The organism is Sphingobium sp. B11D3A (assembly GCF_025961695.1).
Classification (GTDB): Bacteria; Pseudomonadota; Alphaproteobacteria; order Sphingomonadales; family Sphingomonadaceae; genus Sphingobium.
The window spans coordinates 2,668,577-2,689,848 of sequence record NZ_JAOQOE010000001.1; the positions used below are offsets into that span (position 1 = coordinate 2,668,577).

Here is a 21,272-nt window from a genome sequence, read left to right on the forward strand (position 1 = left end):
GGTTCGCCACAAGCCTAGCTTTGCTGCGGCTCTCCGATCAGCCGTTCATAGGAGTTGCCGATGTGTAGCCGCATGGCGGCTTCGGCCCCGTCCGCGTCCCGACGGCTCAGCGCTTGCGCGATGAGCCCATGCTCGCGGCTGGCTTCGATCGCGACCTCGGTATTCGATTTCAGGCGAAAAATGTGGAGGTGCGCGTGCAGCCGTCCCAGCGTCTCTTGAATGATCGTATTGCCGCTGCCGCGCGCGATCATCTCGTGCAATTCCGCATCGCGATCGGCGTAGTCATCATAGCCGAAAACATGGGTCTGCGGGTCCATCAGCGCGACATGGCGTGTCAACGCGCGCATATCCGCGTCGGTCATGTTTAGCGCCGCATGTCGGGCGGCGTGCGGCTCCAGCAGCAATCGGACGGCGAAGAGATCGTCGATCTGCGTCCTGGAAAGCTGCGGCGCGCACCAATACCCGGCATAGAGGCGCCGCACGACCAGGCCGATCGCTTCCAGCATGCTCAAGGCCTCGCGGATCGGTGTTTGCGAAATGCCGAGTTCGCGGGCCAACTTGTCGATCGAGATCCGCGAGTCTGGCGGAATGCGCAGAGCCATGATGTCCGCGCGAATGATCTGGAACACGTCTTCGACCAGGCCGTGCCTGCGCTGGAGTTTGCGCCGGGCACGCACGGACGAGCGGGACGGTCGGGTGTCGGCGGCGCCTTCATCGGCAGGGAAGTCAGGGGGCGGGGTCATCGTCGGGCGTTTATAGCGCGCCGGGCCGGCGCTGTCCGGCAGAACGGCACGCCGCAGATACTATCGCGCGTCCATGCCGGATTGGCGAAGCGGAAGTTCCGCCTGAGGCAGGTTGGGAAGGCCCGGAAACCGCGCTTCTTGGACGAGTGGGATGCAATGTGGTTTACCCGGCCATCCGTGGATGGACAATTCGCTCCGCCTGCGAACGGCAGGCAAAGGTCGCGAGGCGATAGGGGAGCGGATATGCAACTGACGAATAGAAACCGGCCCGACCGCGTGCCGGAGGATGAAGCGCCCCAACCCTCCGGGCCGAAGCCGCGCTTCTACGACAGTCGCCAGAATTACCTGATGTTCGTGCACAGTTGTACCGAGAAGCTGGTGATCGCCGACCGCGTGGCGCAGGAGCTTGAGCATCTCGATCCGCAGCAGCCCGCACTGAGGTTCTTCGATGCCGGCGTTGGCGACGGCACCGTGATGTCGCGCCTACTGCGCGCCATGCACCGGCGCTTCCCGCACTTGCCCTTCTATGTGGTCGGCAAGGAGATTAGTCTCGAGGATTTGCGCCTCGCGCTCGACAAGCTGCCGGATCGCTTCGTCGAGCATCCCGAAACGGTCGTAGCACTCACCAACATCTCCTATGCCGAGGCGCCCTGGCTGCGCCGGTCGCGTCCGCAGGCGCAGAAGGCGCTGGTCTGGAAGGACGTCGCATTGAACGGCGAGACCTCCGCCGACATGGAGCAGCAAATCCAGTCTCTCATGCCGTTTCTCGCGGACCATTGGCGGATGAAGGCCAACCCTGCGACGGGCGCATTGTCGCCAGAAACGCCGACTGTGCTCCTGCTCTATCGTGAAGCCTATCGGTTCATCCTCGACCGGGTCATTCCTCGCCCGGCCGCGACACGGGCCGATTTCGATTTGGTCCTGGCGAGCCAGCCCTTTCGCCTCAAGGCCGACGTGCAGTTCAAGGCTGAGCGCGTGCTGGCGCCGTTGGCGCGGGCCTTGCGCCCCGGCGGCCGACTGATCGTGGTGCAATCCGCCGGCGACGATCCGGCCATGGATATCATTCGCAAGGTCTGGCCGGAGGAGCAGCCCTTTCCCTACGGCCGGCAGGACCTGATCCGGGCCACGCAAGCAGCCTTGTCCGGCGGCACCGCCCATTATGCCTTCGACACGCTTTCCGATGAAGCCGCGTCGATTCGCTTCGAAATGCACGTGCTGGGCAGCGAAGGCGACCGGGATGCCACGCTCATCGGTACGTCTGCGCTTTATTCCGCCTGGATCGCCGCAACCTATGTGGCGCAAATCGAGAATGAGCGCGTGGCCGAGCAAATGACAGGACCTGGCTATCTGGCTGCCACCCGGGAGGTTCTGGCAAAGCACGGGCGCTTGTGGTTCCGGGACGAGTGTCTGGTCATCGAGCGGGTCGAGTGACGGGGGATGATGCTTGTCGCTGCGGTGTCGCGGGTTGACCCTGCCGTTTTCGTCAGAAATGCAGACGCACGGATAGGGCCAAATCGCAACCAATCACGTCTGACAGGACAGCTGGCTGATCACTATAGAACGTCAGATCTCCTGCCCTGAGCACTGGCATCTCGCTCTGACGATCTCAACGCTGAGCAACCCGACGCCGGGCGGTCGCCCTCTCCTGACCGGACTTGATCTGCCACAGTGAAACGCCATTTGAGTGGCGCCGGATAGGGAGTCGGCGAAATACATGCCGAAGAACTGCTACTATAACGGCCCCGTCACCGATCATTTCGACGGTCTCCGCTTTCACAATTTACGCGACGAACCAGAGACGGACCGCTCACTGCGGGACGTGATGCGCTGGAAGCGCAACGTCCCCGATAATCCCTGGCCCAAGTCGGTCGCGGTGAAGCCTGTCGTGCCGGACGAAAGGGTCGACGGCCTGCGTGTGACGATGATTGGCCACGCCACCCTGTTGATCCAGATCGGGGGCTACAATCTCGTCACAGACCCCGTTTGGTCCGATCGCGCCAGCCCGCTCTCGTTCGCCGGGCCTCGACGCATCTGCGCGCCCGGCGTTGCGCTGGCGGACCTTCCCCCGCTCGACGCCGTGTTGCTCTCCCACAATCACTACGATCATCTCGACATCGCGACGCTCAAGGCGCTTCACAGTCGTCACCATCCGCTGATCGTCACGCCGCTGGGCAACGACTATATCGTCCGCAAGCACATTCCGGCTGCCCGCTTTGGCGTGGGAGACTGGGGCGACAGCATCGAGGTTGCGCCGCGCCTCAAGGTGCATATCGTGCCCGCACTCCACTGGTCGTCGCGCGGATGGCGCGACCGGCGCATGGCCTTGTGGGCGGGCTTCGTGATCGAGGCGGCCGGCAGGCTCGTCTACTTCGCCGGCGATACTGGCTATGGCACCGGCGGCATCTTTCGGCGGATGCGCGACCGTTTCGGCGCCATGGACCTCGCGATCATCCCGATCGGGGCCTATGATCCGCGCTGGTTCATGGCCGCCCAGCACACCGATCCGGAGGAAGCGATCCAGATCATGCTGGACCTTGAAGCACGAGCCGCCATCGGCATGCACTGGGGCGCCTTCAAGCTCACCGACGAGCCATGGGACGAACCCCGGACGCGCTTGCAGGCCGGTCTGGTCGCGAAAGGGATCGATCCGACCTGCTTTCCGGCGCTCCGGGCGGGAGAAACTCGAGACCTGTCATTCGTCGGCCTAGAATCCCGCGTGATGTGATTGACATAGGGACAAAGATCAAGCGCCCTCGAGCTGAACTCAGGCACATTGCCTACGTGATATTCTGCGCTCGACCAGAAGTCGATCGATGGCATGGACGGATTGCTGTCCCTCGGTGCCCTCATCCACATCGATCACCAGGACAGGTCAAAGACCGTTATTTCCTTTTCTTGACGCGAAGGATCAATATGCGGCTACGAGATCTAACCACTCGGTGGATGTGACAGTTAAACCATTAATTCGATAATGTTCGGCAGCGCCTCGGCATAGCGTGCAACGTCGTGAAGATGACCGACGGAGACGCGGGAGTACTGCGTCCACTCACCGAACGCGCCCCGAATGACGATGTTGCGATCGCGCATGGCGCGGTCGAGGGCGTCGGCATCCGGGACTTTGACGAAGACGAAATTGGTCTGGCTGGGCAGGGCGGTCAAACCGGCGCGGGCGACGGCATCCAGGATCATTTCGCGCCCCTCGCGGATCGAGGCGAGGGATGCGGCGAGGAAGGTCTCGTCATTGTAGCAGGCGATCGCGGCAGAGATGCCTGCGACGTTGCCGCCAAAACTCGTCATGTAGCTGCGGATGCGCGCGGCATTCTCTTCGCTGGTCAGCGCATAGCCGACGCGCAGCCCAGCCATGCCGTAGATTTTCGAGAAGGTCCGGGTGACGATCACATCTTCACCACCGCGGACCAGATCGACCAGCGAGCTTTCCTCCGGCTGATCGGAGAGTTCGTTATAGGCTTCGTCCACCAGCAAGGTCGCGCCGCTTTGCGCGACGGTGCGCGCGAAAGTGCGCAGGGCGGCGTTGTCCAGCGCCATGCCGGTCGGGTTGTTCGGGTTGACGAGGTGGACGAGCGCAACGTCTTCGCTGAGGTGGCCCGCCATGCCATCGAGATCGAAGTTCATGTCCGCGGCCAGCGGGACATAGATGCACGCGACGCCCTTGCGTTCCGCGAAGAGGATTGGCGCGTCCCAGAACAGGCTGGGGCAGATGATCGATCCCTTCTGCCCCCAGGCCAGCGCGGTTGCGCACAGGATTTCGGTCGATCCGGCGCCGAGCACGACCTGCGCGGGCGTCACGCCATGGCGCTCGGCGATCATCGAGGTGAGATGGAAGACGCCCCGGTCGGCATAATAGCAGCCGGACCCGGCCGTTTCAGCGAGTGCCTTGAGCGCGCTGGGGGCGGGGCCGAACGGATTTTCGTTCCCCACGAGCCGCGCCTGGCCGGGGAGCGGCCCAAACAGGCTGGCGACTGGCGCATCGCGATCGGTCTGCAGGAAAGGAACATTCACGGCCCCGCCTTGAACCAGGCCAGGTGCCCGGGCCGGCGCGCGCTTCTTGTCCTGCATCATCTCGATATCTCCTAAGGTCTTTATTGTGCGATGGGGGCCCGCTGATGGGGACGGCCATCAGGCGCTAAGCCTGCCGCAGAGGCGCGGCTGGGCGAAACCTGCCGCGCGCCCCTAAACAATGGCCAGAAATTAGAAATTGCGTTGATATTGAATGGTTTGATCGAAATCTTATTCGGCGGGAATCTATGGCCCTGCCGTGGGACCGTCAAGAAAACGGCCATGAACCGGGCGCATAACCAATATCAGAATTCATCATTGGTGTTGGCCGAGGCAGCATCTCAATTTGAGGTGGATTATAAAGGCGATGGGCCAGCGTGATGTTCGCGCGGTTCAGGCAAGCCTGCGCGCGTGTGACGGACGCTGAACGAAGCATTGTCATACGCCGCGTCGGGGCCGTGGCTGAGGATGTGCTGTGACTTTCATCGAAAAGACCGACCGCATTACCATTGACGATCTGCGCCGCACCGGTGCGACGAAATGGGCGGTGCAGGATGATCTGATCGGCGCCTTCGTCGCGGAGATGGACTTCGGTATCGCGCCCGTGATCACCAAGGCGCTGCATGAAATCGTCGATCAGGGGGCCTTCGGATATCTGCCGACCCGCTTCACTGCCGAGTTGCGGGCCGCAACGGCGCAGATGCTTCAGTCGCGTCACGGCAGGACGGTCGAGCCTGCCGATGTGCGCGTGGTGCCGGATGTCATCAAGGCGCTGGAGCTGGCGATCGAGCATCATTCGCGGGCCGGATCGAAAATCATCGTGCCGACCCCATCCTACATGCCCTTCCTCTCCATCCCGCCGATGATGGGACGCGAGGTCATCGAAGTGCCGATGCGGTATGAGGATGGGCATTATGCGCTCGATATGGCCGGCATCCAGGAGGGGTTCGATCAGGGCGGCAACCTGCTGATCCTGTGCAACCCCTATAATCCCGTGGGCCGTGTGTTCAGCCGCGCGGAGCTGGAAGCCGTTGCGGAACTGGTTGAGCGCAATGGTGGCCGGGTGTTCTCCGATGAGATTTGGGCGCCGCTGACCTATGCCGGCAACCGGCACCTGCCTTATGCCTCGGTCAACGAGGTTGCGGCGGGCCACACCATTACCGCGCTCTCCGCATCAAAGGCGTGGAACTTGCCGGGGCTGAAATGCGCGCAGGTGATCACGAGTAACGATGCGGATCGGGCGATCTGGAACAGGATCGGCTTTTTCGCGGCCCATGGCACCGCCAATCTCGGCGTCGTGGCCAATGCCGTGGCCTACCGCGAGGGCTTTCCCTGGCTGGAAGACGTGGTGGCCTATCTTGACCGGAACCGCAGGGCCATGGCGGACCTCGTTCACGATCTGCTGCCGGACGTGCACTACCATATGCCGGAGGGCACCTATGTCGGCTGGCTGGACTTTCGCGGGTCCGCTGTCGCCGACAATCCGGGTGCCTTCTTCAAGGAGAAGGCCGGCGTCTATCTCACCGAGGGCGTGACGTGTGGCAAGGACTTCGCAGGGTTCGCCCGCTTCATTTTCGCCACGCCCCTACCCATCATGCAAGAGGCAATGGACCGGATGAGCAAGGCGATGAAGGCGCTGTGATTGCGGCCGCCGGGATGGGTCTTCAGCCTCACCCGCCCCGGTTCTTCGTCGCGTCGTTGAACATGCCGAACATCGACTTGCGCAGCCATGAGACGAGCGGATCATTGTTATAGCGGCGGTGCCAATATTGCAGCACCTCGATGGTGCCGGTGTCGAAATCCAGCTCCAATATCTTGATATCGTGGATCTTCTTCATGAAGGTGGCGAGCGATCGCGGGTAAAGCGCGATCAGCGTCTTGTCATTCGAGACGATGAAGGGCGTCGCGCTCGCATTGGGCGTGATGATCCGGGAGTTGCGGCGCAGGCCCCGACTGTCGAGCATATGATCAACCCGTGTCTTGGCGGCGGAGCGGATCTGATGGATGACATGATCGGCAGCGGCATAATCCGCGATCGTCATGACGCCCTCATAGGGATAGTCGGTCGCGCAGATGACAACCATGTCGTCGTCGTAGAGCTTCTGGCACATCAAATCGAGCGAGGGCGAGGCGATGAAGCCCACATAAAGATCGAGCTTGCCGTCCAGCAATTCCTGCTCGGCTTCATGGGCAAGGCTCATGACTGTCTGGATCTTGCAACTCGGCGCCGTGTTGCGGACGAACTCGAGGAGTGTCGACATCAGCATGATCTCGCCGACATCGCCGAGCGCAAGATGCAGGGTCCGCTCGGCCAGTTCCGGCTGGAAGGATGCAGTCGAGAGCAGGATATTCCCTGCTGATTGAAGAATCTCGTTGATCGGGCCCGCCAGTTCCAGCGTTTTTGGGGTCGGCATCATGCGGTTGCGCGTCTTGACGAACAGCTCATCCCCCAGCAGGCGGCGCAACCGGGTGAGCGCGTGACTGGCCGAGCTTTGCGACATGGACAGCTCGTCGGCGGCGGCGCTGACACTCTGATGCTCCAGGACCGCACCCAGCACGACCAGCAGGTTCAGATCGAAATTGCGAAGCTTGCCATATTCCATATCCGCTCCTTATTCCGTCGCAGTCGCTTGCGCGAGGCTTCAGCGTTATCCTCTTTGCCGGCAAAGGCCAGCGCCCACGATGCGACAGGCTCGGCCGCGCAGAGGCGCGCTCTTGTTTAGCTGATTGGACTGCTCATCGAAGGCCCGGTGCTATGCAGCAGGTCGATGACCAATATGGATCAGGCGCCATGGTGGGCGCCGCGGCGCCATGTTAGCCATCGGGAAAATATCATCCGGGCGAACGCGCATCCCACCCAATTGCCTTCGCCGTGCATGATGGACAATGAGGGGCTGCAGCCCGACCTGAGAGGATGACGACCGTATGAGCGGAGTTGGATTTAGCGGCGTATCTGCGCATCGCATCGCCCCCGTTTCATATCGAGTTTGAAGGCCGTTCTATGTCATCGATCCCTTCTTCAGCCGCCGCACCGGCCGCTCTTGACGCCTCAGTATCGCGCGACGGCGGGTGGACCCCCCGGTCGATCTATATGCTCGCCTTGCTCACCCTGGCTTATGCCTTCAACTATTTCGACCGGCTGCTGATCTCGCTGCTCTTCCCGCTCATTCAGGCGGACCTCAAGCTGACCGACACAGAGCTGGGTCTGATCACCGGCGTTGCCTTCGTGCTGATCTATGCGGTGATGGGCATTCCCATTGCGCGACTGGCGGACCGATGGAACCGCAAGATGATCATCGGCATCGGCTTCTCCTTCTGGAGCGTGATGACGCTGGCGACGGGCTTCGTCACCAATGTGTGGCAGATGGCGGCGGCGCGCTTTTTGATGGGCGCCGGCGAGGCTGCGGGCACGCCGCCCTCCACCTCGCTGCTCTCGGACATTTTCGACAAGAAGCATCGGCCGCTGGCCTTCTCCATTATGGCATCCGGGACCGCGATATCCGGGCTGGTGTTCACGCCCATCGCGGGGTGGATGGGGCATCTTTATGGATGGCGCGTCGTCTATTGGGTGGCCGGTTGCGTGGGCCTGGGCCTGGGTCTGCTGATGATGCTGACGGTGCGCGAGCCGCAGCGGGGCCGCTTCGATGACAAGGCGCCGGATGGCGAGGCCGCCAAGCCGACATTCAAGAGCTCGCTGGCCTTCCTGCTCAAGCGCCGCACTTATGTGTTTGCGACACTCGGCGCCGCCTTGGTGACGATCTCCTTCTATGCGCACATTGTTTGGAGCACGACCTTCATGCTGCGCGTGCACGGCATGAGCGTGGCGGAGAGCGCCAGCCTGCTCGGCCCCATTCGGGGTATTTCCGGTCTTGTCGGGGCGATCGGCGGTGGCATCCTGCTCGCGCGCCTGCTGCGCTATGACGAGCGCTGGCGGATTTGGCTCCCGGCTCTGTGCTTCACCGCCGTCGGCCTTTCGCAATATGTCTTTCTCTTCTCGACGAATATCCTTTTCGTGGCGATCGGGGCGGCCATCGACAGCGTCGCCGCGAGCATGATGGTGCCATTGCTGTCCCTGTTGCTGATTCAGGTGATGCCGGTGCCGATCCGCTCCTTCGGCATGGCGCTCTACGTCCTCTCCATCGCCATTCTCGGCCAGATCATCGGCCCGCTGGGCGTCGGCATCCTCAACGACCAGCTGGCGACGATCTGGCAGGATGAGGCGATCCGCTATTCCATGGCGATCACGGCGTTTGTGGGGGTGATTGCAGGCCCCATCATGCTGCGGGCCGGGCGCCATCTCTCCAGTGACACAGCCGAAGCGCGGACATGGGCCGGTGCGTGAGGGCAGAACCATGAGCCGAACAGATCTCGTCCGGATATGGGCTGTGTCCCTCGCGGCTGTGGTTCTCTCAGCCTCCACGATTGCTGCCAGCGAACCGGCCGTGACCGTGTTCACGGCCGAGCAGGCGAGCGCGGGCGAGAAGGCCTATAACAGCCAGTGCGCGATGTGCCACGGCGCGGAACTGCGCGGTCCCAATGCGCCCGGCCTTGTCGGCACGGATGTGATGCAGAATTTCGACACGGTGGCAGGGCTATATAGCTACATCAGCACAGCAATGCCGCCGCAGGCGCCCGGGCGACTTGCCGAGCAGGATTATCTGAACATCGTCGCCTATATCCTCAAGGCGAACGGCGCCCGCGCCGGCGCAGTGCCGCTGATGGCGGACCCGCAAGCGATGAAGGGCATGTCCCTTGCAGCCATTGCCGGTGCGCATGGCAGCCCGGCACCTGCATCCAGCGCCCCACCCGAGGCGCCTGAGGCCGTTCCGCAAGCCTACACCTGGGGCAAGACACTGCCGAGCGTGAAGTGATCCTGCCGCGCCCGGTTGCTCAGATATGGAGTTTATAATGAGCAAGCCTCCCCTTGCTGCAATGACCTGGGCCGCTTTGGTCTTGGCAGGCCTTTCAGTGCCGTCCCACGCGCAAGGCGTGAGGGAGCGCTACGAGCCGGTCACCGACCAGATGCTGCGCGATCCGCCGGCAGGCGAGTGGCTCTCCTGGCGCCGCACGATCGACAATCAGGGATATAGCCCGCTCGCGCAGATCGACCGCGAGACAGTCGGCAAGTTGCAGCTCGTCTGGGCCTGGCCGATGGCTGATGTGGGCGTGCAGGAAACGGCGCCGCTGATGCACGATGGCATCCTCTTCCTGCAGACCAACAACAATATCGTGCAGGCGCTCGATGCCCGCACAGGCGACCTGATCTGGGAATATCGCCCGGCCCTCGCCAAGATTCCCGCCGACTGGAGCTATCAAGCCTATCAAAGCCGCCGCCAGAAGAACTCCATCGCGCTCTATGAGGACAGCGTGGTGCTCACCACGGTCGATGCGCGCATCATCATATTGGACGCGCGGACGGGCGAGGTCCGCCGCGAGGTGCAGGCTCTCGATTACCGCAAGGGCTATAGCTACACGGTCGGTCCGCTCGTCGTGAACGGCAAGATCATCTCGGCGATTTCGGGCTGCTCGACCGCCGGTTCGGCCGGCGGCTGCTACATCATGGCGCACGACTTCAAGACGCTCAAGGAGTTGTGGCGCGTCAACACTATCGACGATCCCGCCAATCCGGCGCAGGGCCGGAGCTGGGGGGAGGTGCCGCCGGCCAATCGCTGGGGCGGCACGCCCTGGGCAACTGGTTCTTACGATCCCCGGACGAACACCACCTTCTGGGGCACCGGCGGCCCCGGCCCTTATTCGGAGCTGATCCGCGGCACCGGCAAGGGCAACGTCCTCTACACCAATTCGACGCTGGCAATCGATGCCGATACCGGCAAGATCAAATGGTATTACCAGCATCTCCCCCGCGACAACTGGGATCTGGACAGCCCCTTCGAGCGCGTGCTGGTCGATGTGCCGGAGGGCGGCAAGATGCGCCGCCTGATGATCTCCGTGGCGGGCAAGAACGGCATCTTCTTCGCCCTGGATCGCGACACGGGGAAATATCTCTGGTCGAAGGACACGGTGTTCCAGAATTCCGTCTCGCGCATCGATCCGGACGGGACGGTTCATCCCAATGAGGCGATGATCATCAAGGCGCTGGGCGAGGAAGTGAACATCTGCACCTCCATTTCCGGCGGCAAATTGTGGCAGGCCGGTGCCTACAGTCCGCTCACCGGGCAATTCTATGTGCCGCTGACGGAGGCGTGCAACACCATCTCGGCCACGCAGACCAAGTTCACCACCGGCAACATCATCGCGTCCATGAAGTTTGGGCCGCGTACCTTGCCTGAAGGCGTGACGGATGCGGGGCTGGTCGAGGCGATCAGTGTTGGCGCGCGCAAGCCGAGGGTTGAAGGCTGGAAGGCGCGGCAGCGCACCGTCCCGACATCCTCGCTGCTGGCGACCGGGGGCGGGCTGGTGATCGGCGGCGATGCGGGCCGCTTCGTCAAGGCCTGGGACCAGAAGACCGGCGTGGTCCTCTGGCAGCAGCGGCTCAATGCGCCGGTCGGCGGCTCGCCGATGACCTATGAGCTGGACGGCGAGCAATATCTCGTCGTCCCCACCGGCTATAGTGTTTCGGCAAGCTCCATCGCGGCGGCGTTCCCGGAGACACCGCTGCCCTCCGGCGCGGGCAACTCGATCTTCGTGTTCAAGCTGCCGGCGAAGAAATGACCTGCCTGAACAACGTCCTCAAAAGGCGTCGATGGGAATCTTGAGGTAGCGCACGCCATTGCCTTCGGGCTCGGGCAGGCGGCCGCCCTGCATGTTCACTTGAATGGAGGGCATCAGGAGCTGAGGCATGGCAAGCGACCTGTCGCGCGCCTCGCGCATCGCGACGAAACTCTCCTCATCGATGCCGTCCCGCACATGGATGTTGTCCGCGCGCTGGGCGGCCACGGTGGTCTCCCAACAGAAAGTGTCGCGGCCCGGCGCCTTGTAATCATGGCAGAGGAACAGGCGCGTCTCGTCTGGCACGGCGAGAAGGCGGCGGATCGAGCGAAACAGGGTGCGCGCATCGCCGCCGGGAAAGTCCGCGCGGGCCGTGCCGTAATCCGGCATGAACAGCGTGTCGCCGACAAAGGCGGCGTCGCCGATGAGAAAGGCGAGATCAGCGGGGGTGTGCCCGGGCACATGGAGAACCTGGCAGTCGAGATTGCCCAAGGGCAGGCTGTCACCATCCTCGAGCAGCCGGTCGAACTGCGAGCCATCCCGCGCGAAATCGCTGCCGGCATTGAACAGCCGCCCGAACAGCGCCTGCACGGTGATGATCGCGCGGCTGACCGCCAACTGGCCGCCGAGCCTCGCCTGCAGATAGGGCGCTGCGGAGAGATGATCGGCATGGATATGGGTTTCCAGATGCCACGCCACCGTCAGTCCGGCTTCGACCACATGGGCTGTGATGGTATCGGCCGAGGTGAACGCGGTGCGCCCGGAGGCCGGATCGAAATCCAGCACGCTGTCGATGATCGCCGCCTGCCGGGAGGCCGGATCATGCACGACATAGCTGACGGTAAAGCTCGGCTCATGGAAAAAGGCGGCGATCCGGGGACCGCCGCGCGCTTGGCACATCGTCATGCTTGTTGGTCTCGAATGGGCGCGGACAGCCGGCGAACCGGCCGTACACGGACCGGGGCTTGTTCAGGCGGTCGGCATCTTCAGGCCGAAGATGGAATGCAGGCCGGGATGGCGACCGATGCCGCCGAACAGATCGCAGCCGCGCTCATACCAGTCGCGCAGGAAATCATCCTCGGGGAGGGGCGGCGTCTTCGCGACGGAGGCGGCCCACAGGAAGATGGAGAGCGCGGAATAATCGGCAAAGTCCGGCGCCTCGCCGCCGAGCCATCTGCGCTCGCGCAGCACTTCGCGCAGCGGCTCGAGCTGCGGCACGACCAGCGGCAGGCGCTCTTCCCGTCCGGCCTGCGCGTCCTCCAGCGTGCGTCCGCCCAGAAAATCCCGCTCGCGGCTTTCGCGCACATAGGGGCGATCTTCCGGCAGGGAGAGATCGTGATAGTCGAGGATGTAGCATTGGAACCAAGGCTTGATCGCGGTGGCCCACAGCCAGGTATCCAGGAACTTCACATAGTCATGATGGTCCGCATTGCGGAACAGCATCGGTCGGTCGGGATAGGCGCGGTCGAGATAATCCGCGACGACGAAATCGCCGCTGCGCAGGCTCTCGAACACCCATGTGTCGCCATCGCTGATGCCGGGATGGAAATCGGTGCGGCCACCAGTGCGGCGCGAGAGCGAGGTAAAGCCCCCCTCGCTCATCTCGGCCTCCAGCCCCTTATGGGCCACGGCATATTTGGCCTGCCAGCAGAAGGGGCTGATCGTCGCGCCGGTGACGAGATTGAGGTCGTAGATGCGGATGGGGTTGGTCTGGGTCATGGCACTCTCTTTCGCCGGCCGGGGGGCGTGGCGGGGTTTGTTCGAGGGAGGTCTGATGCCGTTCGCTCAGGCGGAGGCAGGCTTGGCGGAGGTGGGCTGGGCGGGGCCTTTGGCCTTGGGCAGGGCCGGATCGGCGCCCCATTCCGTCCAGCTTCCATCGTAAAGCGCGACATCCTCCTTGCCGATCCGCTCCAGCGCGAGGGCAAGCGCGCAGGCGACGACACCGCCCCCGCAACTGGTGATGATCGGCTTGGAGAGGTCTACGCCGGTGTTCGCGAACACGCCCCTGAGCGTTTCGTCGCTCTTGAATGTCCCGTCCGCCTCGAACAGATCCCAGAAGGGCACGTTGATCGAGCCGGGCACATGGCCGGATGCAACGGCGGGATTGGGGTCTTCATCCGCGCCGCTGAAGTGGGCCGCGCCGCGGCCGTCGATATGCTGCGCGGTCTTGTCCTCGATGTTGCGCAGAACGTCCGCCTTGTCGCGCAGGCGCGTCTCGTCGAAGGACGCTGTAAACGTGCTGGGCGTTCGCGTCTCGATACCGGTGGCGAGCGGCCGCCCCTCGGCCTTCCATTTCGCCAGGCCGCCATCGAGCATGGCAACATTCGGCAGGCCGTACATGCGGAACATGAACCAGGCCCGCGCCGCCGTCTTCACCACGCTGTCATCGTAAATAACGATGCGTTGATCGGCAGAAACGCCCAGCTCGCGCATCCGGGCCGAAAACTGCTCCGCCTGCGGCATCGTATTATCGATGGGGGAGGCGGCATCGACCAGATGAAGCAGATCGAGAAACACCGCGCCCGGAATGTGCCCTGCTTCATATTCGGCGGCGGACTGCCGCTCCGGCTCGAAATGGTGCCGCGTCGCATCGACGATGCAGAGATCGGGAGCGCCAAGCTGCTCGGCGAGCCATTGAGTGGAAACGAGATTGTCCATAGCGGTCCTCATCGATGCCGGGCGACCCGTGTTTCGCGATGCGTCGCCATGCTGTTGTGCCGGTCAGGCAAAATCCGGGGCCTGTGACGGCCCCGGACCTGAACTTTCATTGTCTGCTCAGAACTCGTAGCGGGCGGTGACGGCCCACTCGCGCGGTCTGGACGGGGTGGCCTGGATGCCGGCCGTCGAGGTCGGGCCAATGCCGGTATAATAGAAGGTATCGGTCAGGTTGCTGATCGACGCCGAGAGCGTCAGCCCGCTCGCATCCGGCTGCCAGCTCACCCGCGCCCCGAGCAGGCCATAGCCCGGCTGGGACTGGCTGAGTGTGTTGGCCAGATCGTACCAGATGCGGCTGCGCCAGTTCCAGTCGGCCCTCACGCTCACCTCGCCGGCGGAACCCAGGTCGAAGTCATACTGCGCCGCGACGGCATAGTTGAACGCCGGGGCGCCGACCGGTTCGCAGGTTGCGCACGGGCCGTTGGGAACAGCCGCCGCCGCGCCCAGATCGGTATACGCGAAGTCATTATACCCCAACATGCCGTTCAGGGTCAGGCCCTGCGTGGGACGCACCGTCACCTCGGCTTCCACGCCGCGAATGCGGGCGGTGCCGGCATTGGTGCGCAGCGAGTTGGGAACGCCGTTGAGATCCGGCACGATGGCGGTGACCTGACGGTTGGTGAAGTCCGTCTGGAAGACCGCAAAATTGGCCTGTACGGCGCGATCCAGCAGGTTGAGCTTCGCGCCCAACTCGTAGGACGTCACCGTTTCCGGCAACACCGCAGTCACCTGCGCCGCGCTGAGCGGACGAGGATTGAAGCCACCCGAGCGGAAGCCGCTGGAAACCGAGCCGTAAAGGAACACGTCTTCGCTGGCCTTGAAGTCCAGACCGACGCGATAGTCGACGCGGTCATAGGCGACATCGGCCGTGGTGTAAGCGAAGGGCCGCGTGCCGGTCTCGTAATAGAGACGGTCGAACACATAGTCCTTCTTCTCGTTGCTGTAGCGCAGGCCACCGTTCAGCTTGAGCTGATCGGTGAGCGCAAAGGCGACATGCGCGAAGGCCGAGTAGTTCTTGCTCTTCGAGATATCCTTGGTGAACTGGGTCAGGTTGAGCGTGGCGAAGTAGACCCAGCTGTCATAATTGCCGGTCGCCGTATAATAATAGCCGCCCAGGGTCCAATCCAGCCGGTCATCCATCATCAGGCCGGACAGGCGGACTTCCTGGCTGAACTGGTGGTGGCCCAGAGTCTCCGCGCTGCCGCCCAGGTCCATCGGCGAGCCATCGCCATCGCGCCCGAAGAAGCCGTCATATTTCCGCCATGCCGTGATCGAGGTGAGGCTGATATTCTCGCCCAGCTTCCAGTGGATCTTCCCGGTGATGCCCCACTGATCGAGATTGCTCTCATTGGGCAGGGCCAGACCGTTGCGGCCGGGCTGATAGGCGGCATAGGTCGTGTAGGGCGAGTTGGTGATGAAGCGGCTGTCGTAGGGAATCCCGTACAGCGGCACGCCGATGGTGGCATTGTATGACGTCAGTGTCGGGCTGATGGTGAGCAGCTTGTAGGCGCTCTGGGCCGTATGATCGCGGGAATAATCGCCCGTCACGGTCACTTCGAGGTCATCGCTCACCAGCGCGCGCAGAGAGGCCCGCGCCGCCTTGGTGTTGATGTTGCCGAGCTTGCCGACCTCACATCCGGATTCCGTCGTTCTCTGGCGCAGCAGGTAGGACAGCGGCGCCGTGCCCGCGCCGGTGCTGCCGGGGTTGGCGCAGGCGAAGTCCAGCACGGACATATAGCCCTCGCGGCTCAGCGACGCGCCCGAAACACGCAGGAAGACGCGATCCTTGATCAGCGATGCATCGAAGGCGCCGCGCACGTCCATGCGGTCGTAGCTGCCTGCGGTCGCCTCGACATAGCCGGTGTTGCTGCCGGTCGCCTGCTTGGAAACGAGCCGAAGCGCGCCGCCGAGCGAGTTCTTGCCGAACAGCGTGCCCTGCGGACCGCGCAGAACTTCCGCGCGTTCCAGATCGAGCAGGCCAAGCACGCCGCCGAACACCGTGCCGTGATACACGTCGTCAACATAGACGCCGATCGCAGGCTCGATGGTGAACTGATAATCGGACTCGCCGATGCCACGGATGGTCGACTGGAGCGACTTGCCAAAGGCGGCGCTGCCTTCCCGCAGATAGATGTTCGGCGTGGTGTTGGACAGCGCGGTTACGTCCCGCGCATCGCGCGCCACCAGTTCGTCGCCGGTGACGGCGGTGATGGCGATCGGCACGGTCTGCAGGCGTTCCTCGCGAAAGCGCGCCGTCACCACGATGTCACCGTCGGTTCTGGCCGTCTCGGCCGCATCCTGCGCGACGGCAGGCGCCGCGACGCACAGGCTCGCCAGCACGGCTGCCGATGCAGAACAACCAAAAATCGTCTTGAGCCCCATATCACTCTCCCTTGAAATCGCTGCTACTCTAAGCGCCGCTCTTTGGGCGGTAGCTTGGCTGGCGCGTGGGCCGCGGCGGACGAGCCGGCGGCGTGTCAAGCCAACGATGGGCGGATATCATCGCTCATGAACAGCGGCCATGAGGGCGCGGCGATAACCGTTATTCAGCTTGTGCATATCGATCCCCCGTACGGCGGCGCTGATCAGGTCCGCCGCGCCTCGATAGCGGACATTTCGTCGCCATATTCGCAGATGGTCGAGCGACGCAGGTCGCGCTTCACACCGAAGTAATCGAACGGGCGGGCGCGATGCAGGGTGCACCGATTGTCCCAGATGAGCAGGTCTCCCTGCTGCCACCGGTGGCTGTAGATAAATTGCGGCTGGGATGCGAAGGCGACGAGGGCGTCCAGCAAGGCGCGACCCTCGGCTTCATCCATGCCGATGATATGGTCCGCGTGGGAGCCGATCACGAGGCACTTTCGGCCGGACGCGGACAGGCCGACAATGTCGTGGGTGACCGCCGGATACATCTCCTTGAGCGCCATCGTGCCCTCGAAGCCGATGCGCTGGCGCGAGATCCAGACATTATGCTCGGCAACGCGCCCGTCGATCCGGTTCCGCAGATCCTCGGGCAGCGCGTCGTACACGGCCCGGGTGTCGACCAGCTCCGTCTCACCGCCCTCACTGGTGACGCTGTGGCCGAGCAGGAGTGACCATTTGGTTGGCATGGCGTGGAAGGAACTGTCCATGTGGAACAGCTCATTGCCCTTGTTGTTGGCGACCGCCTTGTCGTCCGGCGCCATGATCTCTCCGTCCAGCCGAAGATTGGAGGCATCGTAGAGCAGCGGGCTGATCCGCTTGCGGGGAGCGGCGCCATCAGAGCGCGTGCCATGGGGGAGTTCCAGCGGGCCGAACGCCCGGCTGAAGCGAATGTGATCCGCATCACCGATGTGCGACTGCCCGCGGATGACGAGCACCGCATATTGCGCCATCGCCTCTTCGACGAGGTCGATCAGCGTCTGATCCGGCTCGGTGGAAAGGTCAGCGCCGATAAGTTCCGCTGCAAACAGCGGATGAAGCGGATTGATCTCCATGCATCGTCTCCCGATATTTTTATCGAGACTTATGGCGTGGCCTGACGTGGGCAACGGTGTGGTGGCGCATGGGGCCTATCGACTGCGTGCATAACGTCATCACGAAGTGGAGCTTGAGCCCGGCCCATTCTCCGCTCGCCATTGCATGCCGCACCACCGGCTTTATGTTTGACTAGAGCCCTGCGCTTGGCGCACTTGCGCTGCGGGTGCGAAAAGAGATCTCATGAGAATCGTCATCGTCGATGATAGCGGCGCGCGCGCGACGGTCCTCGAGGAAGGGCTGCGTGATGCCGGCTATGACGACATCCATGTCGTCCCCCCACGCGGCGCCTTCGTCGCGCGGCTCGAGCGCATGGCGCCGGACGTGGTGCTGATGGACCTCGGCAACCCCAGCCGCGATACACTGGAAGAAATGCTCACCGTCAGCCGTGCGCTGGCCAAGCCCATCGCGATGTTCGTCGACCAGTCGGATGACAGCATGATCGAGGCGGCGATCGATGCCGGCATCTCTGCCTATGTGGTCGACGGGCTGCGCAAGGAGCGGATCAAGCCGATCCTCGATCTGGCGATCCGTCGCTTCAATGCCTTCGCCCGGATGCAGGCCGAGCTGGACGATGCGCGCACGCAACTGGCCGACCGCAAGACGATCGATCGCGCCAAGGCCATCCTCATGGCGCAGCGCGGCCTCGGCGAGCCGGAGGCTTATGCTCTGCTGCGCTCCAGCGCGATGAACCAGGGGAAGAAGATGGTCGATATCGCCGCGGCCCTGATTACCGCGCATGATCTGCTGGGAGGCACGCCGTGACGCCGATCCGCATTGCCTTTCTAGGACTGACCGATACCGCCGTTCTCGTTGCCGCGCGCGAGAAGGGTTTTGCGCAAGCCGAGGGCGTCGCGCTCGATCTGCTGCGCGATACCAGCTGGGCTACGCTGCGCGACCGGCTCGTCTACGGCCAGGTGCAGGCTGCGCACATGCTGGCCCCGCTCGCGGTGGCGGTGACGCTGGGCTTGAGCCAGCAGCCTTGCGCGCTTTCCGCGCCCTATAAGCTCAACGTCAATGGCAACCTCATCGTCATGGCGCCGGGCTTTTCCGCCGCGCTGGAGCCGGACACGTCCGCGCGCCTCAACGATCCGCTGGCCACCGCACATGATTTCGCCACCGCCATCGGTCTGCATCATCGCAAGCCGATCATCGGCGTCGTCCATCGCTTTTCCAGCCATGCTCTTGTGCTGCGCTACTTCCTCGCCAGCGCCGGGATCGATCCCTACCGCGACGTGGTGATGCGCGTGCTGCCGCCCTCACTGATGGTCGAGGCGATGCGCGCCGGCGAGATCGATGGCTTCACGGCCGGCGAGCCCTGGGGCAGTGCGGCCATAGAGGCCGGGCTTGCCGAAGCCGTGGCGGCGAGCGAACGGCTCTGGCAGCGCGGCGTCGAAAAGGTGCTCACCTTCCGCACCGACTGGATGGAAGCCAATCCGGATGCAGTCGATGCGCTGCTGCGGGCCATGGCCAAGGCAGCGCTCTGGTGCGACGATCCCGCCAATCGCGCGGAACTGGCCTTCCTGCTCGCCGGGCCGGCCTATCTCGATCAGCCAATCCCACTGGTGGAGCGTGGGCTGGCCGGGCGCATCGTCGCGCGGCAGGGCGAGCCGCCGGTCGATCTGCCCGACTTCCTGCTCTTCGCCCGCGAGGCCACGCCCTTTCCCTGGCAGAGCCAGGCGCTGTGGATTTACTCCCAGTTCGTGCGCTGGCGCATGGTGAAGCCCGGCGAGGCGAGCCGCGCCAAGGCCGCGTCCGTCTTCCGGCCGGACATCTACCGCCGCGCGCTGGCCGACAGCGACGCGCCGATGCCGGGCGCCAGCAGCAAGGTGGAAGGCGCCCTCACCAGCCCACTCCCCATCGGCGCCCCGCGCGGCGCGATCACGCTGGGGCCAGATCGCTTCTTCGATGGTCGCAAGTTCGATCCGGATCAGATCGAGGCTTATCTGGCGGGGTTCGAGCGGGGATGAGGGGGCGGATCATCGATCCCCGCGATCCTTCGGATCGCTACCCCTCTCCCAGCTTCGACCAGGCAGAACGCTGCCAAGTCTGCGCATCCCTCTCCCTCAAGGGGAGAGGGTTTGAGCTTGGCTCATCGGGCATGAGATTGCCGCCTCCGACTCTGCCCAAAATTGTGCCTTGCAACATGAGCCGAATCGCGAGATAGTATCTCCGTTACGCGACGAGGCGTGACCGCTTGGACAGGCGCTCCATTGAGGGAGCGGGCCGCGTCCTCCCAAATTTTGCAGCAATGCCGCTGGCCAGACATGTGCATTTTTGTGCGCATCGTCTGCCGAGCGGCTTTTTTCGTTTCACCGCCCATCAGGGGGCTTCGTCACTAAGGGGACGTGACATGGCAACGATAATCAGTGACGTGACTGGCATGAGCGCCACGCAGGCATCATCCGAGAAAAGCAATTTCTGGCGCGTGGGCCACAAGCCAACGTTGATCGCCTCGTTTCTCTATTTCGATCTCGCTTTCATGGTCTGGGTGATGCTCGGCCCACTCGCGCCGGATATCTCCGCCACGCTGGGACTGTCGGCTGCGCAGAAGGGGCTGATGGTCGCAACCCCCACGCTGATGGGCGCCATCTTGCGCGTCGTGAACGGGTTGCTGGTCGACCGGATCGGCCCCAAGCTCTCCGGCGCGATCAGCCAGGTCATCGTCATCGTCGGACTGATGACGGCGTGGATGATGGGCGTGGACAGCTTCGGCGGCACGCTGGCGCTGGGCGTGATCCTCGGTTTCGCGGGCGCCAGCTTCGCCATCGCGCTGCCGCTGGCCAGCCGCTGGTATCCGCCCGAGCATCAGGGCAAGGCGATGGGTCTTGCCGGTATGGGCAATTCCGGCACGGTCCTCGCCGCGCTGTTCGCGCCGACGCTGGCCAAGCTCTTCGGCTGGAACGCGGTGCTGGGCCTCGCCTGCATTCCGCTCGCGATCGTCTTCGTGATCTACATGGTGATGGCCAAGGACGCGCCGAATCAGCCCGCGCCCAAGAAGGTCCTCGAATATTTCAAACCGCTCCAGACGGCGGACGCCTGGTGGCTGATGGGCTTTTATGCCGTCACGTTTGGCGGTTTCTCGGGACTTTCCGCCTCGCTCAGCATCTACTTTACCGATCAGTTCCTGCTCAGCCCGATCATGGCCGGCTATTGCACGGCGGCCTGCGTGTTCGCCGGATCACTGGTGCGGCCAATGGGCGGGGCGCTGGCGGATCGGGTCGGCGGCATCAACACGCTTGTGCTGGTGTTCCTCGTCGCCGCGCTGGCCCTTGCCGGGGTGAGCATGGCGACCACGCTCCCCGCCGCGCTCGGCCTCTTCGTGCTCGCCATGCTGGCCCTGGGCACGGGCAATGGCGCGGTGTTCCAGCTCGTGCCGCAGCGCTTCCAGGCGGAAATCGGCATCATGACCGGGCTGGTCGGCATGGCGGGCGGCGTGGGCGGCTTCTACTTGGCCTCCTCGCTCGGGTTTGCCAAGCAACTCACCGGCAGCTTCTCTTCGGGCTTCCTGATCTTCGCCGGCCTCGCGGTTCTGGCGCTCGCGGGGATGCTGGCGGTCAAGAGCAAGTGGCGCGCGACCTGGACGACCGGCGCGCGCATCTGATGGCGTGA

17 protein-coding genes are annotated in these 21,272 nt (G+C 63.7%); 9 read left to right on the plus strand and 8 right to left on the minus strand.

The features are described 5' to 3' along the window. Positions 1 to 14 precede the first annotated feature (14 nt). The gene (locus M2332_RS12570; RefSeq protein WP_264574306.1) at positions 15 to 743 is read right to left on the minus strand and encodes a GntR family transcriptional regulator; all 729 of its coding nucleotides are present in this window, start codon (positions 741 to 743) and stop codon (positions 15 to 17) included. 243 nt (positions 744 to 986) lie between these two features. Between M2332_RS12570 and M2332_RS12575 the strand changes: the two genes are divergently transcribed. After that, positions 987 to 2,174, plus strand: a complete 1,188-nt coding sequence (locus M2332_RS12575; protein WP_264574307.1) for a hypothetical protein — start codon at positions 987 to 989, stop codon at positions 2,172 to 2,174. A gap of 283 nt (positions 2,175 to 2,457) precedes the next feature. Continuing rightward, the gene (locus M2332_RS12580) at positions 2,458 to 3,468 is read left to right on the plus strand and encodes an MBL fold metallo-hydrolase (RefSeq protein WP_264574308.1); all 1,011 of its coding nucleotides are present in this window, start codon (positions 2,458 to 2,460) and stop codon (positions 3,466 to 3,468) included. 227 nt (positions 3,469 to 3,695) lie between these two features. Here the strand turns inward: M2332_RS12580 and M2332_RS12585 are convergent, their stop codons facing one another. Further along, on the minus strand, positions 3,696 to 4,763 hold the full coding sequence (locus M2332_RS12585; RefSeq protein WP_264574309.1) for a pyridoxal phosphate-dependent aminotransferase: 1,068 nt from the start codon (positions 4,761 to 4,763) through the stop codon (positions 3,696 to 3,698). Between the two features lie 472 nt (positions 4,764 to 5,235). Between M2332_RS12585 and M2332_RS12590 the strand changes: the two genes are divergently transcribed. Beyond that, positions 5,236 to 6,402 carry a MalY/PatB family protein gene (locus M2332_RS12590; protein ID WP_264574310.1) on the plus strand — a complete coding sequence of 389 codons (1,167 nt, stop codon included), beginning with the start codon at positions 5,236 to 5,238 and terminating at the stop codon, positions 6,400 to 6,402. Positions 6,403 to 6,430: 28 nt separating this feature from the next. Here M2332_RS12590 and M2332_RS12595 read toward each other — a convergent pair whose 3' ends face one another. Then, on the minus strand, positions 6,431 to 7,363 hold the full coding sequence (locus M2332_RS12595; protein ID WP_264574311.1) for a LysR family transcriptional regulator: 933 nt from the start codon (positions 7,361 to 7,363) through the stop codon (positions 6,431 to 6,433). 488 nt (positions 7,364 to 7,851) lie between these two features. Here M2332_RS12595 and M2332_RS12600 point away from each other — a divergent pair, with 488 nt between their 5' ends. Genes M2332_RS12600 through M2332_RS12610 form a run of 3 tightly spaced genes read left to right on the plus strand, consistent with a single transcriptional unit; the run spans position 7,852 to position 11,432 of the window. Further along, complete coding sequence (locus M2332_RS12600; protein ID WP_264574312.1) at positions 7,852 to 9,102, plus strand: spinster family MFS transporter; 1,251 nt, start codon at positions 7,852 to 7,854, stop codon at positions 9,100 to 9,102. A 10-nt stretch (positions 9,103 to 9,112) separates the two neighbouring features. Next, on the plus strand, positions 9,113 to 9,631 hold the full coding sequence (locus M2332_RS12605; protein ID WP_264574313.1) for a c-type cytochrome: 519 nt from the start codon (positions 9,113 to 9,115) through the stop codon (positions 9,629 to 9,631). A 37-nt stretch (positions 9,632 to 9,668) separates the two neighbouring features. Continuing rightward, entirely contained in the window at positions 9,669 to 11,432 is a 1,764-nt protein-coding gene (locus M2332_RS12610) for a pyrroloquinoline quinone-dependent dehydrogenase (protein WP_264574314.1), read from the plus strand. 18 nt (positions 11,433 to 11,450) lie between these two features. Here the strand turns inward: M2332_RS12610 and M2332_RS12615 are convergent, their stop codons facing one another. From M2332_RS12615 to M2332_RS12635, 5 genes are all read right to left on the minus strand, one after another. Then, the gene (locus tag M2332_RS12615) at positions 11,451 to 12,329 is read right to left on the minus strand and encodes an MBL fold metallo-hydrolase (RefSeq protein ID WP_264574315.1); all 879 of its coding nucleotides are present in this window, start codon (positions 12,327 to 12,329) and stop codon (positions 11,451 to 11,453) included. A 69-nt stretch (positions 12,330 to 12,398) separates the two neighbouring features. Then, positions 12,399 to 13,148, minus strand: coding sequence for a glutathione S-transferase family protein (locus M2332_RS12620; RefSeq protein ID WP_264574316.1), 750 nt, complete (start codon positions 13,146 to 13,148; stop codon positions 12,399 to 12,401). Positions 13,149 to 13,214: 66 nt separating this feature from the next. Then, positions 13,215 to 14,099, minus strand: a complete 885-nt coding sequence (sseA, locus tag M2332_RS12625; protein WP_319801490.1) for a 3-mercaptopyruvate sulfurtransferase — start codon at positions 14,097 to 14,099, stop codon at positions 13,215 to 13,217. 105 nt (positions 14,100 to 14,204) lie between these two features. After that, the gene (locus M2332_RS12630; RefSeq protein WP_264574317.1) at positions 14,205 to 16,526 is read right to left on the minus strand and encodes a TonB-dependent receptor; all 2,322 of its coding nucleotides are present in this window, start codon (positions 16,524 to 16,526) and stop codon (positions 14,205 to 14,207) included. 203 nt (positions 16,527 to 16,729) lie between these two features. Continuing rightward, the gene (locus M2332_RS12635) at positions 16,730 to 17,620 is read right to left on the minus strand and encodes a TauD/TfdA dioxygenase family protein (protein ID WP_264574318.1); all 891 of its coding nucleotides are present in this window, start codon (positions 17,618 to 17,620) and stop codon (positions 16,730 to 16,732) included. A 223-nt stretch (positions 17,621 to 17,843) separates the two neighbouring features. Between M2332_RS12635 and M2332_RS12640 the strand changes: the two genes are divergently transcribed. The 3 genes from M2332_RS12640 (at position 17,844) to M2332_RS12650 (ending at position 21,264) form a co-directional block, all read left to right on the plus strand. Next, entirely contained in the window at positions 17,844 to 18,425 is a 582-nt protein-coding gene (locus M2332_RS12640) for an ANTAR domain-containing response regulator (RefSeq protein WP_264574319.1), read from the plus strand. Next, positions 18,422 to 19,630 (plus strand): CmpA/NrtA family ABC transporter substrate-binding protein, encoded by a 1,209-nt coding sequence (locus M2332_RS12645; protein WP_264574320.1) that lies wholly within the window; start codon positions 18,422 to 18,424, stop codon positions 19,628 to 19,630. The genes M2332_RS12640 and M2332_RS12645 overlap by 4 nt, the downstream gene beginning before the upstream one ends. A gap of 383 nt (positions 19,631 to 20,013) precedes the next feature. After that, positions 20,014 to 21,264 (plus strand): nitrate/nitrite transporter, encoded by a 1,251-nt coding sequence (locus M2332_RS12650; protein WP_264574321.1) that lies wholly within the window; start codon positions 20,014 to 20,016, stop codon positions 21,262 to 21,264. Positions 21,265 to 21,272 lie beyond the last annotated feature (8 nt).

Excerpts from the sequence above, each read along its gene's own strand:
- M2332_RS12570 (WP_264574306.1), bottom strand. The coding sequence starts at position 743 with ATGACCCCGCCCCCTGACTTCCCTGCCGATGAAGGCGCCGCCGACACC.
- M2332_RS12575 (WP_264574307.1), top strand. The coding sequence starts at position 987 with ATGCAACTGACGAATAGAAACCGGCCCGACCGCGTGCCGGAGGATGAA.
- M2332_RS12580 (WP_264574308.1), top strand. The coding sequence starts at position 2,458 with ATGCCGAAGAACTGCTACTATAACGGCCCCGTCACCGATCATTTCGAC.
- M2332_RS12595 (WP_264574311.1), bottom strand. The coding sequence starts at position 7,363 with ATGGAATATGGCAAGCTTCGCAATTTCGATCTGAACCTGCTGGTCGTG.
- M2332_RS12600 (WP_264574312.1), top strand. The coding sequence starts at position 7,852 with ATGCTCGCCTTGCTCACCCTGGCTTATGCCTTCAACTATTTCGACCGG.
- M2332_RS12605 (WP_264574313.1), top strand. The coding sequence starts at position 9,113 with ATGAGCCGAACAGATCTCGTCCGGATATGGGCTGTGTCCCTCGCGGCT.
- M2332_RS12610 (WP_264574314.1), top strand. The coding sequence starts at position 9,669 with ATGAGCAAGCCTCCCCTTGCTGCAATGACCTGGGCCGCTTTGGTCTTG.
- M2332_RS12615 (WP_264574315.1), bottom strand. The coding sequence starts at position 12,329 with ATGTGCCAAGCGCGCGGCGGTCCCCGGATCGCCGCCTTTTTCCATGAG.
- M2332_RS12620 (WP_264574316.1), bottom strand. The coding sequence starts at position 13,148 with ATGACCCAGACCAACCCCATCCGCATCTACGACCTCAATCTCGTCACC.
- sseA (WP_319801490.1), bottom strand. The coding sequence starts at position 14,099 with ATGAGGACCGCTATGGACAATCTCGTTTCCACTCAATGGCTCGCCGAG.
- M2332_RS12630 (WP_264574317.1), bottom strand. The coding sequence starts at position 16,526 with ATGGGGCTCAAGACGATTTTTGGTTGTTCTGCATCGGCAGCCGTGCTG.
- M2332_RS12635 (WP_264574318.1), bottom strand. The coding sequence starts at position 17,620 with ATGGAGATCAATCCGCTTCATCCGCTGTTTGCAGCGGAACTTATCGGC.
- M2332_RS12640 (WP_264574319.1), top strand. The coding sequence starts at position 17,844 with ATGAGAATCGTCATCGTCGATGATAGCGGCGCGCGCGCGACGGTCCTC.
- M2332_RS12650 (WP_264574321.1), top strand. The coding sequence starts at position 20,014 with ATGGCAACGATAATCAGTGACGTGACTGGCATGAGCGCCACGCAGGCA.